Consider the following 17,401-nt stretch of genomic DNA (forward strand, 5'->3'; position numbering starts at 1 on the left):
TTCACTAGCTTAAGATTTCATGCAGCAAATTCTTTTGTGTCGCATATTTGATTTCTTGTGCGATCCGCCGACCAGTCGATAAATCAGGTTGTATTAAATCAGAATAGGGTGAACCAGAAATGTACGGGTTGGTTCCTGCAACAATACGGGCAGATATCTCAAAAACCTTAAACTCTAAATCTTCAGTTACTACAGTTTCAAGGCAGAACGAACCAATAACACCGCCAAACAATTCAAGTGATTTCTCAACCACTGCTTCACCCATTTTGAAAACCTTTGGTAGTAATGACTCCCGCATCACAATCGGAATATTGCCTGTTACGACAAACGTTGGATGAATACCAATTTCTTCAAGCTCGGCAATTGACCCAAGACGTTGCACCTCGTCAATCGTTGTTTCATCACGTCGATCCATTGATAGCAGCTGCAAACTTCCTTTACTCAGTTTATATGCATTGTTTTGAATCGGTGAATAAAAATAATGCAGATAATATCGAGTTCCCATGACAAACTCTTGGATGAAAAACGGTTTCGAAGTATCAACGCGTTTTTTAAATTCTTCATAAGTTTTTGCAACAAAAAAACCTTTCCCTCCTTTAGCACCATGATACTTTACAATCACGGGTTTATTAATCTCTTTTGGATCGGTGATCTGTCGGGGCATTGTGATCCCAGCGCCTTCAAGCCATTGTTTTTCTTTCTTCCGATCAGATTCCCATATGAGCACATGACGATTACCAAATGTAGGAAGCATTAGTTTTATGAATTTTTCCGCACCGAGATACTCAACAAAGGAACCATGTGGAATCACAATAACATTTTTTTCTAAAAGTTCATCAGCATATTTGATAATATCAGAATATTTGTCAACAATGAAAAACTCATCAGGTTTTCCCAATGGAAATGCATCATAAAATTTTTTGACGTCACCGACTGAAATCCCAAGTGTTTTGAATCCTTCTTTTTTTGCCCCGTTAAAAATCTGCAGACTTGAATGGGAACAAACTGTAGCGATTACAAGATTCTTTGTATCGTAATCCGCGAGCATTTCCTTGATTGAAACATCAGCCATTCGGTTGTGCCTCCTAGCAACCATATAAAATAGGGTTATTTTATCAGTTTCGATTATACTCATTTTGTTTTTATTTTAGAAAAACCGGTGAAGTATCACTGAACTGAGAAGATACATAAAGATTCCTTAGTCACTCCAGAAAATTAACAAACTGTTCATTTCTACAGCAATTTATCTGTTAAAATCGCTTTTTGTTTTCCCGAAGCGATTCGACAATTTCTTTTCCAAAATCAGTTAGGCGATACAATTTAATATCCTTATTTTTTCCCCCGTCGATCTGTTCAACAAGATGAAGGCTCATCAGTGATTCGTCATCTCGATATCGAAGGTTCATACCTCGTATCGCTCCAATGACATTTGTCGGTGTTGTTTTTACATTATATGCAATCTCAGAAGTATAACTACCACTCGGACTGATATCGAAAAGATATTCTGTGATCTTCTTTCTGACACTACTTCTCCGAAGTGCTCGGATCACTAAAGGTTTAAGCATCTCTGGAGAAACTGTCGACTCATCTCTATCCTGCATCCCATCCACGTAGTAAAAAGTAATACGATTTCATATTTATAAATTAATCGGTTCTTTTCGACGTTGAGGAACTTTCACAATTGCTCATGAATACAACAATCGCAAACATCTCTTCGTTTTGGAGTAACTGTTATCGTCTGTTTTTGACACCATTTTTTTTACAGTGCTGCGATACCGGACATTTACTACACCAAGGTGCAATAGGAACGCAGATTCTTTGCCCAAAGATTACAAAAAAATGATTAAATTCATCCCAGTATTTTTCAGGTAATATTTTTTTTAAGGCATACTCTGTTTCCTCAGGTGTTTTCGTCTGAATCCATCCAAGGCGATTTGGGATACGATGGCAATGCGTATCAATTGGAAGATAGCCGTGTTTTTTATGACCATACACCATGACAATGTTTGCTGTTTTACGCCCGACACCTTTTAGTTTTAACAATTCATCGAAATCATCAGGAACTCTCCCAGCATAGTTTTCTATGATGTTACGACTGATCTCTTTGATCCGTTTCGCTTTCGTTTTATAAAAACCAACCGGATAAATCAATGATTCAAGATATGGATCTGATAACCGTAGAATTTTTTCTGGTGTATCATATCTGCGAAGGAGTTTTTCTGCTGCACGATCAGTCACCTCATCTTTTGTTCGAAGACTGAGAAGACAAGCGATAAGAACGGTGAATGGTGTTTGTGGATAGCTGTTTCTCCGACGAGAAACAACAGGATCGGTATATGTGTGAAGTTCTTTTCGAAGCAAGGAAAAAAATTGATCAAAATAGTTCTCAGTAATCATAGCTGATCTACCTAACTAACATCAAACAAATCATGAAAGCATTGTTACAATATCCGATATATCTCCATAGTATCATCAAGTGTCTTACCACCTTCAAGATACGCTTTCACCGAAAGAATACATTTTGAACACTGGCGAATGTTCCAAAGATAGGTATACGGCATATCAAAATCAGTATGCCTATGATGATCATTTACATAGAACTCTACTTTTTCCACGTGGTACGTATTTACACCGAGAACTGTGGCACGTAGTTCAATATGTCCAAGCACGAGTGTGAATGGAAATGAACGGCGTTCGATCCCTCTGAAATAGAGATATTTCTGCTGCGGGTAAATAATCGAAACAGAGGGCTGCATAGAATTCTGATCCACCGGGATAAACTCGATACCATCATTGTCTGGACCAACGTAACGTTCTGTGGAAAAAATATCCACCGAGGTATTCCAATGTTCATGGACACCAAGGCTCTGATTCAGAAAAACACCATCTCCCTCAGGATCATAAACATTCGGCGGGGGCACTGCTGACTGATGCAGATAATTCTGCGATCCTTCAACAGGATTGGTGCCTTCAGCATATAAAAAATCAAACATCACTGAATCAAGAGCAACTGGGTCTTGAGAAAAAAACAAACTATTCGTCCAATCATTGTTGAATGGATACATCATGAATTTTTCAATTGTCCGATGATCATTCTTAGTTGCATACAAACCATCGCCGATATAGAGGAGTGTTTTTCCACCGAGCTGATTGCTGGCAAATAGGTCGGTCTGTGGTGTAGGATGACCAGGAGTAAATGCAGCAGTATGATACGGATGAACATCAGCAACTGGTTCAATCCAACAGCCGAAAAAATTTTTTCCAGCAAGAGTTACACCTTGATTAATTGGGTGTCGTTTTAGTAGCGGCATGTTGATGAGATACTTTGCCTCGGTAACTACGGTAGGTAGAGTCCGGGTCAAATGGGTTTCATCAGCTAAAAAAAGTTTCACGGTACTTGGTATAACTTTGCTTCGACCAGGTGCTCCTCCTTGAGCATCAACATAATGAACATTTGGGTACAGCGGGGCGACAAGATCATAAAACCAGTTTGCCATACATCGAGATGCGTCAAACACGGTGATGTCTTCTTGAGCGGCACCGACCACGTTGACCAGCTGATGAAGCAGAGCAGCAACCACATATGGACTTGCATCAAGTTGATTATCTCTCCGAGGATATGGATTGAGATATGGTTCCCAGCAGTTATTCAAATTAATTTTGATCGCGATTTTTTCACCAGGTGCATATCCAACATCGCCAAAATCGTGTTTTTGGTTAAAGAAACGAAACAAACTATCCCAGGCTCCAGCATCGTTCGACTCGCCAGCGAGATGTTGTATTCCTGAGGATAGCATCGTATTAATCGCTGATTGATTATTATTCTCTGGATTCCACCAATACCCAGTGAGACGGGTTTCGGTTGCGTCTGGATTCCACACCCATACTACTCGACCAGGATGCAGACCTTGACCAACACCCAGTGGTTCATTCGGAACTGGATTCCACGCTGTTTTTTGTGTCATGTTTTGGGAGAAAAAACCAGCAGCGAATACGCCGCAAGAAACACTGCAGATAATCACACTACTAGCTAGAACAACAGGAGCAACAGCTGCGATTTTTATTTTTACATATCGAAACCACAGCAGTAGCCCACTTACAAGCAAACTCCAAAAAGCAAGATAGCTTGCTGCGATCGAAAGAGAAACCTGTTGACAAGGATACTGACACCGTGTTGGTTTTGGAACCACACGAATTAAAAACCATGCTACGCATCCAATGCCGATCAGATGAAACCAGATTCCTTTTTTACCGTAAAAATAGTTCATGAGGATATTTTTTTGATGCTGATGCGTATGTGAAATTATGAAACCCCCTAAGTCAAGTAATTTATACAAACAATACTAATATAAAGGTTTCCCTGTTTATAGCCAGATACTCATAGTTTCACACGCTACTTAGGTTTTTCTCTACCGGTAAAAGAAACCTGTGTCTTGGGCGCCGACAGGATGGAGAAAAATCATTTCATCGACGGTCGTATGGTGTTATGTCCATGAGTAAAGAAATGCGGAAACATCCGGACAAAAGAACAAATAAACTCAAAATCGCTTTTTATTGGGCTGCTAGTTGTGGAGGATGCGAAATCGCGGTTCTGGATATCAATGAACAACTACTTGATGTTGTCGAGGCAGCCGATATCCTTTTCTGGCCGGTTGCACTTGATACAAAATATAACGATGTCGAGGCATTTCCAGATAACCACATCGATGTCTGTTTCTTTAATGGTGCAATTAGAAACGAAGAACAGCAGCATCTCGCAGAACTTCTCAGAAAAAAATCTAAAACACTGATTGCTTTTGGCGCCTGCGCAGTCCACGGAGGTGTTCCGGGTCTTGCTAATTTATCAGATAAAAAAGAGATATTCAACACAGTCTACCATAATAACCCTTCGACACATAATCACAAGAAAATAGAGCCGCAAACAACAACAAAAACACCTGAAGGAACTCTAACGCTTCCTAAGTTTTATGATACTGTAAAAACCCTTGATCAGGTTGTCGAGGTTGACTACTATATTCCTGGCTGCCCACCAACACCAGATCTGATTATAAATGCATTTAACGCACTTGTTGAAAAAAAACTACCGCCAAAAGGAGCTGTACTCGCACCGTTAAAATCAGTGTGTGACGAATGTCGGTTTGAAAAAAGCGAGAAAAAAATCGGTAAAATCGTCCGCATTATCGATGTGGATAAAATCGAAGAAAAATGCTTACTTGAGCAAGGAATCATCTGTCTTGGGCCAGCAACAAGAGGCGGTTGCGCTGCTCGATGTCTTGAGGCAAATATGCCCTGTACAGGATGTGGTGGACCAACACCCAATGCTCTTGATCAAGGAGCAAAAATGATCTCAGCGCTTGCTTCAATTCTTGGTATCGACACTGAAGAAAAACAAACTGATGAACAAGTAGATCAACTCATCAATCAAATTGTTGACGTTGTCGGAACGTTCTACAAATATACGTTGCCGTCTTCACTACTGAAACGTAAGGTGATCCGATGAGAACCATCACCATTGATCCGATAACACGACTTGAAGGCCATGGAAAGATCAGTATCTTTCTCAACGCCCAAGGTGATGTTGAAAATGCGTATCTTCAGATTCCTGAGCTTCGTGGTTTTGAACAATTTGTCAGAGGGAGACGAGCAGAAGACATGCCGCAAATCACGTCACGTATCTGTGGTGTCTGCCCAGTCGCCCATCATTTTGCAGCAACAAAAGCACTTGATGCTGCCTATCATGTTGAACCACCGTCTACGGCTAAAAAACTTCGGGAATTGATGCACTGCGGGTATTTCATCTATGATCATATATTGCATTTTTATTATCTCGGGGGCCCTGATTTCATCGTTGGACCTGATGCACCAAAAGCACAGAGAAATATCTTAGGTGTTATTGAAAAAGCTGGGCTTGACATTGGAAAACAAGTCATTCAACATCGAGCATATGGCCAACAGATTACTGGAATTCTTGGTGGTAAAGCAACCCATCCTGTCTGCGGACTACCTGGTGGTGTATCCAAAGCATTAACTAGAGATGAAGTAACAGAAATAAAAAACAAGGCGAAATCCTGTGTTCGTTTTGCAGAATATAGTCTTACATTATTTCATGACATCGTCCTCAAAAATAAAGACTACGTGAACCTTATCAGAAGTGATCCGTATCAGCTACCAACCTATAATATGGGTCTTGTCGATCAAAAAAACAAGGTTAATTTTTATGATGGCATGATTCGCGTAACCGATCAGCAGGGAAAAGAGTTTTTAAAATTCAATGCACATGAATACACCAATCATATCGATGAACAAGTTGTTGACTGGACCTATATGAAATATCCCTATCTGAAAAAAGTCGGATGGAAAGGACTTACCGCAGGTAAAGACAGTGGTATTTACCGAGTCGGCCCGCTTGGAAGACTTAACGTAGCAGACGGGATGGCAACTCCTCGTGCACAGAAGGAGTATCAAAAGATGTATGAAACACTTGGGAGTAAACCAGTCAACTCGACATTGGCGTATCACTGGGCGCGACTTATTGAACTCCTCTATGCATCAGAACGGGCAGAAGAGATCATTAATGACCCGGATATTACCTCAACAAAAGTGCGAAACCCGATTGGTGAACCTGGCGAAGGAATCGGTGTTGTTGAGGCGGCACGAGGAACGTTAATCCATCACTATAAACTTACCAAGCAGGGGCTCATTGATTCAGCAAATATGATTGTGGCAACGACGAATAATGCTGGTGCGATTACCATGTCAATTCGTGATGCGGCTCGTAGTGTTATCAAAAAAGGAGTAATCAATGATGGCATACTCAATAAGATTGAGATGGCGTTTCGAGCTTATGATCCATGCTTTGGGTGCGCAACTCATACGTTGCCAGGGAATATGCCTCTTCATATAACTATCTATACGTATGAGAACAAAATCTGCACAACCATCATACGAAATTAAAAAGGAAAACAAGCCTATGAAAACAATTATTGTCGGTATTGGGAATCCAATTCTTGGCGATGATGGAGCAGGTATTCATGTTGTAGATGAGTTGAAAAAGCATCTCAACAATCAAGAGATCATCATTGAAACTGCGTCTACTGGTGGAATGAACCTACTTGACATGATCATCGGTTACGACCAAGCAATACTCATCGACACGATGAAAAAACCAGATCTTCAACCAGGAACCGTGCAGCAGTATGATATTTCAGAGTTACCAACGACGCATACCTACAATCCTCATGATGTAAGTCTCCCTGAAGCACTCCGTTTAGCACAGCAGCTCGGTCAGCAAAACCTTCCAAAAACCATCACTATCATTGGAATCAGCCTTCAAAGAGCACCACGTGTTTTTACCGATGTCCTCAGCCCACCGATAGCAGCAGCAGTTCCCAAAGCAGTAGAACTCACACTCAGTCTTCTTCAACATCATAAAAAAAACCTTAAGGAGAGCGATACCTGATGACTGAATTTGAACCAAGCATTGTTGGTTTTCTCTGCAACTGGTGTAGCTATGCTGGGGCAGATCTTGCAGGAACTAGCAGGATGAAATATCCACCGAATCTGAAGTCAATCAGAGTGATGTGTTCAGGTCGTGTTGACCCTGTTTTCATTCTTGAAGCACTTAGCAAAGGAGCAGATGGAGTATTGGTTGCAGGATGTCATCCTGGTGATTGTCATTATCAAAGTGGAAATTACAAGACGAATCGACGTATTAAACTATTAAAAAAACTACTTACTGATATGGGTCTAGAACATGAGCGCGTTCGATTCGAATATATTTCAGCGTCAGAAGGAAAAAAATTTGCGTCAGTAGTTGCTGATTTTGTCGCTGAACTTAAAAAGCTTGGGCCAACCCCATTAAAAGAACGATAATCTGATGGAACACTAATAAATAGAGAACAGATATACCTTTATACCTTCGTAGAGTAGGATGTTATGGGGAGAAAAATTATGGAAAACACAAATGTCCAACAACTTCTTGATAAAGCCAATAAACCTGGAAAAGATGCAATGCTGCTGCATCCTTTTTATAAAGGAAAAATTGAAGTTATTCCAAAATGCTGTATCCGTGATTTCAATGATTTTGCTATTTGGTATACCCCTGGTGTTGCGGCACCCTGTAAAGCAATTAAAAAAAATCCATCAAAGGTCTATGAACTTACCAACAAATGGAACACCATTGCAGTGGTCAGCGATGGAACACGAGTTCTTGGCCTTGGTGATATCGGACCGGAAGCAGGACTGCCAGTTATGGAGGGAAAATCACTGCTCTTCAAATATCTTGGAGGAGTTGATGCATATCCTCTTTGTCTTGACACCAAAGATCCAGAGGAGATCATCCAGATAGTTAAATGGCTTAAACCTAGTTTTGGCGGCATCAATCTTGAAGATATCGAAAAGCCAAAATGTTTCTACATCCTCGACCGGTTACGAAAAGAAATGGACATACCTGTGTGGCATGATGATCAGCAGGGAACGGCAACTATTGTCGTCGCTGGTGCTCTCAATGCGTTGAAGCTTGTCGGAAAAAAACTTGGCACAGCACAGGTTTGTATGATTGGAGCTGGTGCAGCAAACATAGCGATAGCCCGTATTTTAGTTGCAACAGGAGTGAAACAAAAAAACATCATCATGGTTGACAGCAAAGGTATCCTGCATCCCTCTCGAAAAGATCTTGAAAAAGAAAAACATGAAAATCCTGAAAAATGGAAGATATGTCTAAAATCAAATGGGCTTGGTCGAACTGGAGGGATGGCACAAGCATTTAAAAATTCAGATATCTGTATCGCTGCAAGTAAACCAGGACCTGGAACGATTAAAAAAGAATGGATTAAATCCATGGCTGATGACGCTATTGTTTTTGCAACGGCAAATCCAGTTCCAGAAATCTGGCCTTGGGAGGCACAAGCAGCAGGTGCACGGATTATCGCAACCGGCAGATCTGATTTTCCAAATCAAATCAATAATTCACTTGGTTTTCCTGGCATTTTCCGTGGAACTCTTGACGTTCGAGCAAAAACAATTACCGATGAGATGTGTATTGCTGCAGCAAAAGAACTTGCAAAAACTGCAGAAGATCAAGGTTTATCAGAAACCTATATTGTGCCAACCATGGATTCATGGGAGGTGTTTCCACGGGAAGCTGTTGCTGTCGGGTTAAAAGCAATTGAACAAGGTATCGCTCGGGTGAAGCCATCACGACAGGAACTCTATGATCATGCGATGAGTATCATTAAAAAAGCACGGGATGAAACCCAGTCACTCATGCGGCATGGTTTTATTGCAAACCCACCATAACTGCTGTTTTCTCCTGCCTCAACCGCCAACATAACCCTTATATGATACAAGTTGTTCAGGGGGTTAGACACTCTCGGGGATGAGTACATTAATTGATATTTCTTCCGAGAAAAACAAGGTGACTGCTCATGGAGAAACCTGTTTATATCGTTTCAAAAAAGGAGTTAGATTCGTTCGTCAACAAATTGATTGCTGATCAAACCTATGAGGTTGTTGGCGTTCAGGCAAAAGGGGAACGATTTTGGTTTGCCCCTCTGGAAAATGCTACAGATCTCAGACTTGATCATGATGTGACAATTCTTCCACCAAAAAAATATTTCCTTCCTCAGTATGAATCACTGATGACGTTTTCGCTGGAAAAACCCTTTGATGTCACACCAGCATCCAATGATAAACCACGGATTATCATCGGCATCCATCCCTATGATATTATTGCTCTCCAACAGTCAGACCTTGTGTATCTTGATGATCAAAAAGATGATTTTTACAAAAAACGACGAGACAATACACTCATTATCGGTTCAGATATCGAAACAGTATCAGATCGTTCCTTTGCAGGGAGTATGAACACCCATACGGTAAACGATGGTTTTGACCTCATGCTTACCCATATCAGCACAGAAACATATGCGGTAACCATCGGGTCTGATAAAGGAAAGGCACTCTTTGAACGATACGCAAAAGGAACTAAAGCAACATCACAAGAGTTGAAAACCATAGAAAAAATACGCAGGGAACTGCCAACGAAATATACACAGAAACTACGGCTTGATAAAAAGAAATGGTCGTCGGTTCTTGTAGCAAATTACCATCATGTAATTTGGGAGGAAAAGTCGAGTAAATGTGTTGAATGTAGCTCATGCACCATGGTCTGCCCAACCTGTTATTGTTACGATGTTCGAGAAGATGTAAGTTTAAATCTGAAAGATGGGAAACGGATTCGAACGTGGGATGGGTGCATGCTTCGTGATTTTACTAAAGTCGGTAGTGGTGAGATATTCCGGGAGGAGATTAAAGCTAGGTATCGTCACCGGTTCTTCAGAAAAGGAAACTATCTTCCAGAACGATATGGGTTTATAGCTTGTGTTGGTTGCGGTCGATGCGGCATTGCATGTCTTCCTGATATCGCTGATCCTTGTAAACTCTTTAATGATCTTGAAAAGCTGCCATCAGAAAAAGAAACTAGTTGTTTCTTCATCAAAGAAAAAACTGAGGTCGGTGAGAAAGGTATCATCCATATCCCTCGCAGTGCGACCATCAAAAAAGTTGCCCAATGTAATGAGCTTGACACGTTGTTTGAACTTGAACTTGATGATAAAAAACCACTTGGTCACAAACCAGGACAGTTTGTTGAGGTATCGGTTATGGGGTACGGTGAGGCTCCCTTTGGCATCTCATCTCCGCCATCAGATAAACCAGTGTTTGAAATCATGGTTCGCAAAATCGGTAATGTTACTTCAAAGCTTGTCAGCTTACAGCCTGGTGATAAAGTAGGTATTCGCGGGCCGCTTGGTAATGGTTTTAATATGGAACTCTTTGAAGGAAAAAACATGTTATTTGTTTCAGGTGGAACTGGGATGGTTCCGATGCGCTCCTTGATTAACTATGTTACCGATCCAAAACATCGGAAGAAATACAAAGATCTGATTATTTTGTATGGAGCAAAACGTCCGAAGGAAATCGTGTTTATGAATGATGTTGAAGTATGGAAAAAAGTTGACAACATGCAATGTGAGTTGACTGTTGACCGCTGTGAACCTAACGAATGCTGGGGCGGATGCATTGGTCTTATAACAACGCTGTTTCCAAAAATCCGGGCAGATAAACTTGATGCAAAGAATACAATTGCTGTGGTTATTGGTCCACCAGTGATGTATAAATTTGTTATCAAATGTCTGCAAACATTAGGTATCCCTGATCAGAATATCTGGGTTTCACTTGAACGACGGATGAAATGTGGTGTTGGAAAATGTGGACATTGCCAGATCAATGGTATTTACACTTGTAAGGAAGGACCTGTGTTCAATTATAATCAAATTAAAAGACTGCCGGAGGCGTTTGAATGAGTACAAAACCTCGTGTCGCTGTTTTTGATTTTGCAGATTGTGAGGGATGCGAACTACAGATTGCAAATCTTGAAGAAGAAATCCTTGATTTGTTAGAAATCGTTGATATTGTATCCTTCCGAGAAGTGATGAAAGAACATTCAGATGAGTATGATATTGCTATTGTTGAAGGTTCAATCATGCGACCGATGGATGAAAAACGATTAAAATACATTCGGAGTAAAGCAAAAATCCTTGTTGCTCTTGGTGCCTGTGCAACGATCGGTGGTGTTAATAAAATCAGGAATCAATGGATGCCTGAAGAAGTCATGAAAGATGTCTATGGCAATGCTAAGGTAAAAGGAAACGAACTATTCAACGTCAATAAAACTAAAGCAGTCAATGAGGTTGTCCCAGTTGATTATTACATCCATGGATGTCCTATTGATCGAGATGAATTCAAACATGTAATTACTGCACTTGCTCTCGGTAAAAAACCAGAAATACCAACATATCCTGTGTGTGTTGAATGCAAGAAAAATGAAAATGTCTGCTTGTTCGAACGGGGTATGTACTGTCTTGGTCCAATTACACGTGCAGGATGCAAAGCAATCTGTCCAACCAATGGCAGTCCCTGCGAAGGATGCCGTGGTCTTGTGAAAAAAGCTGAAACTGAATGTGTCTGGGAAGTCCTTGAACGGTACAACCTCTCCTATGAGGATATTAGAAGAAGATGTACGATGTATAACTATGGTCGAGCGGAGTGTGGTGCCCAATGACGAAAGATTTCTCGGTTCATGTTGAACATCTCACCCGTGTTGAAGGCCATGGAAATATCACACTTGATGTGAAAAACGGAACTATAGAAAAAATCCAATGGTCTGTAGTTGAAGCACCGCGATTCTTTGAAGCAATGCTCCGAGGCCAGCAGTACAACGAACTCAGAGCGATAACCTCTCGTATCTGCGGGATATGTTCCATTGGTCATTCTCTTGCATCTTTGAAAGCAACTGAGGATGCTTTAAATGTGAGCATCTCAGAACAAACCCAGCTGTTACGAAGACTTGCAATCCATGCAGAAAACATGCAAAGTCATATCCTTCACATTGGATATCTTGCTGCTCCTGATTTTCTTGGTGTTGGTAGTGTATTTCCACTGCTTGCATCAAAACATAAGGAAACAGTTCTAAAAATAGTAAAACTCCATCGGCTTGCCAATGAAATGTCTGATCTGATCTGCGGTCGAACCATTCATCCGATACGACTTGTTGTCGGCGGTTTCTCCATGGTTCCGACAAAAAAACAACTCCTCACACTTCAAAAAAGACTTAAAGAAAGTAAACCCGTTGTTCATGATGTTGCAAAAATACTTTTAAGTGTTGCTGATGCGATACCACAATTCACTAGAGAAACCGAATATATTGCATTGAGTTCTGATGATGAATACGCATTATATGAGGGTGTGCTCAACTCGACTGATACCGGTCGATTCCATGAATATCATAACTATCAGCTGTTAACCAATGAATATGTGGTTCCTCAATCAACCGCGAAATACACAAAGCACAACCGAGCGTCCTATATGGTTGGTGCTCTCGCCCGGTTTAATCTCAACAGCAAACAATTACACCCTTGGGCACAAGATGTTGCAAAAATGTTTAACCTCAAACCAATTAACTACAACCCTTTTATGAATACCATTGCACAACTTGTAGAATTTGCCCATAGCATCGATGATTCAATTCAGCTCATTGATACGTTACTAGATCGAGGAATCAAAGAAGAAAAACCAACCAAGGTTGTCGTCAAATCAGGACGCGGTGTCGGTCTTGTTGAAGTACCTCGGGGTCTTCTGATCCATGATTACACGTTGAATTCAAAAGGATACTGCATCAAAGCAAACTGTATTATTCCCACCAATCAGAACCATGCAAACATTCAACAGGATATGGAAAAACTTGTTCCAGAGATCATTAATAAGACGCCTAAAGAAATAGAACTCATTCTTGAGATGCTCGTTCGAGCCTATGATCCTTGTATCTCTTGCAGCACCCATTATCTTGATGTAACCTTTAAATAGAAAAAGAATGAAAACGTTGTATGAAGAAGCTAGGCGTCATTGGTATCGGAAATCCATTACGACGAGATGATGGCATCGGCATTGTTCTACTTGAAAAACTCAAAGATCAAAGGAAAACATTGCCACAACATATTGAGCTTATTGATGGTGGGACCGGGGGTGTAAAACTCTTTCACATCCTTGCTCGTTTTAACCACGTACTCGTCATCGATGCAGTACTGCATAACGCACAACCTGGAACATATCGTATTTTTACTGAAAAAGAAATACAAAACATCGATTTTTCCCCGATATCTGCCCATGAAATAAATCTAACCCAGGTTATTGAACTCGCAAAACAGTTCAACGAATTACCAAACTCTTTTCGAATTTTTGGTGTACAACCAAAAGATGTGTCATGCGGACAAGGTCTTTCTCCAGAGGTAACTGAGCGAGTTGAGATGCTTGTCAATGAGTTGAAAAAAGAAATAAAAAGTTTCACGGCGATGTACTAAAAAACAATAGTTATTTTAACCTTCTGCGATATATCATTTTGAGGAGATCCGATGGAAGCTAGAAATAGTTTAGGATTGTTTGCAGCGATTTTGTTTATCGCAGCATTCGTATGGCTAGTTATATATCCTGATAAAACATCAATGCTGTTTTTTGTTGTTCCATTCGTATTAATCGTTTTGTTTTGTATACTCATAGTATTGAGTAGTTTTTTGGCAAAACGAAGCGCGAAAAAGCAATGGAGGAGTTCATACTTGAACAAGGATTCCAACCACAACAAACAATTGAGGATACTATCGGGGTTGCTCTTACAGAAATTATTACGGGTATGTCGCCCGATAATCGAATTGATAACTATAAAAACATCTATGCTCGAGACACGTCACGTGGAAAGATAACTCTTTTTGATGTGCAATATTGGAGTCGACAGGGAGGAATGTATTAATGCCATCGCATCGTCACCACCACCATTACCATAGTCATCATCACCACCATTACCATAGTCATCATCACCACCATTACCATAGTCATCCTCACAGCTCAAACCAACCGAAACATGTTACTGAAAGAATCTTTGCACTCCCCTTAAAAACAGATATCCCGCACCAATTTTCAATTTACAAAAAAATAACAAAATATGGAGGATGGTTTGAAAATTTATTTGCGCAATCTCAACACCAAACAGTTGTGAAAACAAACCATGAAGAATTTGATTCAAACTACCTTCTCCTCACTGAAACCAATGCCAATACAGAACAGATTATAGCATTTAGTCTGAAACTATATCCATTACTTGAAAAGCATCTTGGGAACATCAAACAGATAGTGGTTGGTCAAATGATAAACATCTGTACCATTTCTTTTAACAAAAATATCTGTTTCATCCGTTTTGATCGAACAGCAAAAGATATTCGGTCGTATTACAATTTAGCAAGTGATCTTCTTTATTTTTCATAAAAGAATTTTTTATCGTTTTTCCATGATTTTCATTCTGTCTTTTTATTGAACTACGTTTTGACTATGTATACTACTGAACAGAATAAAAAAGGAAACCAACAATCCATTGCTATCAAAAAATTGCACCCTTTTGTTTAATATACCACATCTAAAATCAGTGAAACCGAATAAATCAGCATCGTACTATGAAAGAAGGGCAACGCCTTTAATGCTGCCTGCCGGGTTTGCCTTCTGATGATACCGACATTTGCAATTCCTAGTACTATAAAACCAATTGCAAAACCAATCAATGCAATAATTCCCTGACGGAGAACAAAAATCGCTGCCATAGCATAATGAATAATCGTAAAAAAAGTTATCCAGATCATACTTCCGGTAAAACCATATAGAATAGTAATTGATTGCATCCTCCGCGCTTGGTCGTTAAGCTCGTCAACCATATCATTGACTGCAAGATGTGCTAAGGAAAAGGGATAAAAAAACAAAAAATACAACAAAGCAGTTATATCAGGATGGCCAACCATAAGATACCCCGCAACAGGAAACAAGGCAAAATCAGTTCGACCGATAAGCTGTACGATCGGATATTTCTGTTTTCGTTTATGTATCTGGTAAAAATATTCAACACTATAACAATACGCAGTTATTAGTACAAGATACAACGAATGTGGATGGGGAAGGGTTGCAATGACAAGCAACGTGAGTGCTACCAGAATAAAAAAAAGACCGAGCGCCTGATTCGGATGGAGAAGTCCTTCTCCAACTGGTCGTTTTTTAAACACGCGCCAGTATCTGGTTAACGTCGGATCAATGTCCTTTTGATCAAGATGTCGATCAACATAATCATTGAGTACCAAACCAGCTTCAAAACCACAGAGTCCAATAATTACTGCTTTGAGTAGGGTAACCCAATCAAAACAACGATACTGTGCACATCCAAGAAAAAAACCAGAACAGAATAAAATCGGCCAAGCAAAACCAAACTGAAATCTGGTGAGATCAATATATGCTTTCACTGAATTTTTCATGATTTTTTCCTATCGATTGCTTTCATGTCTATACAGAGATCTTCCATGGGCATCCAACGCAACTATCAAGGGTCCAAATTCGCAAACATCAAAAATCCAAACTGCTTCAACCATACCAAGTTCTTCTAACCAATACACATTTTTAACTTCTTGTATGGCCTTAGCAGCAAGAACTCCTGCACCACCCGTATATGAAGCATAAATACTGGAGTTTGCTTGTAATGCTTCCTGCGTTTTCTCCCCCATGCCACCTTTGCCGATAATGCAACTAAAACCGTATCGTTTGAGAATTGCTGCTTCGTACTCCTCCATCCTGCTGCTTGTTGTTGGCCCTGCAGAAAGAACAACCCACCGATCGTGTTCTTTTTTCATCAGCGGCCCACAGTGATATAGTGCCATATCTGCTGTTATAAAAGATGCTTTTCTTCTGTTGAGGAGTTTTTTATGTGCCTGGTCACGAGCAGTACAAAGTATTCCTGTGACGTATAAGATATCGCCGACGCGAATTTTTTTTCGTAGATCCTTTTTTAAAGGTAACGTACAATAATATTCCATGTTAAAGTATCTCCCAGGATAGATCTGCATTGATGATCATGGTAGCATGACGATTCGCCCAACATTGCATAATAAGTCCAACAGGCATACTTGCGGGATGACACGGTGCAGTTTCAATATGTGCAGCAAGCACTGTTGTTTTTCCACCAAGACCCATAGGACCTATACCTGTCTGATTGCACTGGCGTATTATTTTTTGTTCTCTCTGCGCAAGTATCTTATCTGGATGTGGAGCACCTAGTGGTCTGAGCAGTGCATATTTTGCTAGTTGAAGACATTGATCTGCACTCCCGCCAATACCGATGCCAAGTATTGTTGGTGGACATGGTTTTCCACCAGCTTCTCGCACTGCATCAACGATCAGCTGTTCGATTCTATCAAACTGTGTTGACGGTGCAAGCATCCAAAGTTTACTCATGTTTTCACTCCCGCTTCCTTTTGGAAAAGCAGTAATGGTTGCATGCGAACCAGAGGTATACTCATAGATGAGGTGTGGACTCAGATCCGCGGTATTTAAGCAGGTATTTTTTCGTGAAATAGGATCAACAGCATTCGGACGGATTGGAATTTCAGTAGTTGCTCTGATAACTGCTTGTTGGATCCATGTTTTGATCTGCGGCGAATATGGAAAATTTTGACCAATCTTCACAAAAAAAGTAAGAATGCCGGTGTCTTGACAAAGAGGTACTTTGGTTTTTTGAGCAGTTTCGACTGCTTTCAGCATCGTTTTAATCTGGAGTTTTGCAACACCATGTTCTTTGGTAAGTGCGTGCTGTAATGCGATGGTAACATCATTTGGCAGTTCGGTTTCTGCTTTTTTAATCAGCTGTATGATCCCTTCCTCAACTGTTTTTTCGGACATGCCTACAGGTAGGGTTAAACACGAACCAACTTATAAATACATTTTTTTTAGAAAAATTTTAGAAAAAGAGAAGAAAAAAGACGTG

The 17,401-nt window shown here is 40.3% G+C and carries 18 protein-coding genes; 11 read left to right on the forward strand and 7 right to left on the reverse strand.

Annotation, left to right across the window (positions count from 1 at the left end):
* Window positions 1–4: 4 nt before the first annotated feature.
* The 4 genes from QXL17_01635 to QXL17_01650 form a co-directional block, all read right to left on the reverse strand.
* Complete coding sequence (locus tag QXL17_01635; GenBank protein MEM4257837.1) at window positions 5–1,072, reverse strand: formate--phosphoribosylaminoimidazolecarboxamide ligase; 1,068 nt, start codon at window positions 1,070–1,072, stop codon at window positions 5–7.
* A gap of 178 nt (window positions 1,073–1,250) precedes the next feature.
* A complete protein-coding gene (locus tag QXL17_01640) occupies window positions 1,251–1,601 on the reverse strand; it encodes an archaellum operon transcriptional activator EarA family protein (protein ID MEM4257838.1) in 351 nt (116 codons plus the stop codon).
* 130 nt (window positions 1,602–1,731) lie between these two features.
* A complete protein-coding gene (nth, locus tag QXL17_01645) occupies window positions 1,732–2,397 on the reverse strand; it encodes an endonuclease III (GenBank protein MEM4257839.1) in 666 nt (221 codons plus the stop codon).
* Between the two features lie 44 nt (window positions 2,398–2,441).
* The gene (locus QXL17_01650; GenBank protein MEM4257840.1) at window positions 2,442–4,268 is read right to left on the reverse strand and encodes a DUF362 domain-containing protein; all 1,827 of its coding nucleotides are present in this window, start codon (window positions 4,266–4,268) and stop codon (window positions 2,442–2,444) included.
* A gap of 224 nt (window positions 4,269–4,492) precedes the next feature.
* Between QXL17_01650 and QXL17_01655 the strand changes: the two genes are divergently transcribed.
* The 11 genes from QXL17_01655 to QXL17_01705 all read left to right on the forward strand — a co-directional run bounded on the left by QXL17_01655 (window position 4,493) and on the right by QXL17_01705 (window position 14,871).
* Complete coding sequence (locus QXL17_01655) at window positions 4,493–5,500, forward strand: oxidoreductase (GenBank protein ID MEM4257841.1); 1,008 nt, start codon at window positions 4,493–4,495, stop codon at window positions 5,498–5,500.
* Window positions 5,497–6,954, forward strand: coding sequence for a Ni/Fe hydrogenase subunit alpha (locus QXL17_01660; protein MEM4257842.1), 1,458 nt, complete (start codon window positions 5,497–5,499; stop codon window positions 6,952–6,954). Before QXL17_01655 ends, QXL17_01660 begins: the two co-directional genes overlap by 4 nt.
* Before the next feature lie 16 nt (window positions 6,955–6,970).
* Window positions 6,971–7,459 (forward strand): hydrogenase maturation protease, encoded by a 489-nt coding sequence (locus QXL17_01665; GenBank protein MEM4257843.1) that lies wholly within the window; start codon window positions 6,971–6,973, stop codon window positions 7,457–7,459.
* Entirely contained in the window at window positions 7,459–7,872 is a 414-nt protein-coding gene (locus tag QXL17_01670; GenBank protein MEM4257844.1) for a hydrogenase iron-sulfur subunit, read from the forward strand. Before QXL17_01665 ends, QXL17_01670 begins: the two co-directional genes overlap by 1 nt.
* A gap of 78 nt (window positions 7,873–7,950) precedes the next feature.
* Complete coding sequence (locus tag QXL17_01675) at window positions 7,951–9,297, forward strand: NADP-dependent malic enzyme (GenBank protein ID MEM4257845.1); 1,347 nt, start codon at window positions 7,951–7,953, stop codon at window positions 9,295–9,297.
* 128 nt (window positions 9,298–9,425) lie between these two features.
* Window positions 9,426–11,363 (forward strand): 4Fe-4S dicluster domain-containing protein, encoded by a 1,938-nt coding sequence (locus tag QXL17_01680; GenBank protein ID MEM4257846.1) that lies wholly within the window; start codon window positions 9,426–9,428, stop codon window positions 11,361–11,363.
* Window positions 11,360–12,121, forward strand: a complete 762-nt coding sequence (locus QXL17_01685) for a hypothetical protein (protein ID MEM4257847.1) — start codon at window positions 11,360–11,362, stop codon at window positions 12,119–12,121. Before QXL17_01680 ends, QXL17_01685 begins: the two co-directional genes overlap by 4 nt.
* The gene (locus tag QXL17_01690) at window positions 12,118–13,422 is read left to right on the forward strand and encodes a Ni/Fe hydrogenase subunit alpha (GenBank protein ID MEM4257848.1); all 1,305 of its coding nucleotides are present in this window, start codon (window positions 12,118–12,120) and stop codon (window positions 13,420–13,422) included. The genes QXL17_01685 and QXL17_01690 overlap by 4 nt, the downstream gene beginning before the upstream one ends.
* A 20-nt stretch (window positions 13,423–13,442) precedes the next feature.
* Window positions 13,443–13,916, forward strand: coding sequence for a hydrogenase maturation protease (locus QXL17_01695; protein ID MEM4257849.1), 474 nt, complete (start codon window positions 13,443–13,445; stop codon window positions 13,914–13,916).
* Window positions 13,917–14,152: 236 nt separating this feature from the next.
* Window positions 14,153–14,359 carry a hypothetical protein gene (locus QXL17_01700; protein MEM4257850.1) on the forward strand — a complete coding sequence of 69 codons (207 nt, stop codon included), beginning with the start codon at window positions 14,153–14,155 and terminating at the stop codon, window positions 14,357–14,359.
* Entirely contained in the window at window positions 14,359–14,871 is a 513-nt protein-coding gene (locus QXL17_01705) for a hypothetical protein (protein MEM4257851.1), read from the forward strand. Before QXL17_01700 ends, QXL17_01705 begins: the two co-directional genes overlap by 1 nt.
* A gap of 134 nt (window positions 14,872–15,005) precedes the next feature.
* On the opposite strand, the gene QXL17_01710 is transcribed toward QXL17_01705, so the two are convergent.
* The 3 genes from QXL17_01710 to QXL17_01720 are packed head-to-tail and all read right to left on the reverse strand — an operon-like array spanning window position 15,006 to window position 17,316.
* Complete coding sequence (locus QXL17_01710; protein ID MEM4257852.1) at window positions 15,006–15,899, reverse strand: UbiA family prenyltransferase; 894 nt, start codon at window positions 15,897–15,899, stop codon at window positions 15,006–15,008.
* A 9-nt stretch (window positions 15,900–15,908) separates the two neighbouring features.
* Window positions 15,909–16,454, reverse strand: a complete 546-nt coding sequence (locus QXL17_01715; protein ID MEM4257853.1) for a FumA C-terminus/TtdB family hydratase beta subunit — start codon at window positions 16,452–16,454, stop codon at window positions 15,909–15,911.
* Window position 16,455: 1 nt separating this feature from the next.
* A complete protein-coding gene (locus tag QXL17_01720) occupies window positions 16,456–17,316 on the reverse strand; it encodes a fumarate hydratase (GenBank protein ID MEM4257854.1) in 861 nt (286 codons plus the stop codon).
* Between the last annotated feature and the right edge of the window lie 85 nt (window positions 17,317–17,401).

Source organism: Candidatus Thermoplasmatota archaeon (assembly GCA_038884455.1).
GTDB lineage: Archaea > Thermoplasmatota > E2 > DHVEG-1 > DHVEG-1 > JAWABU01.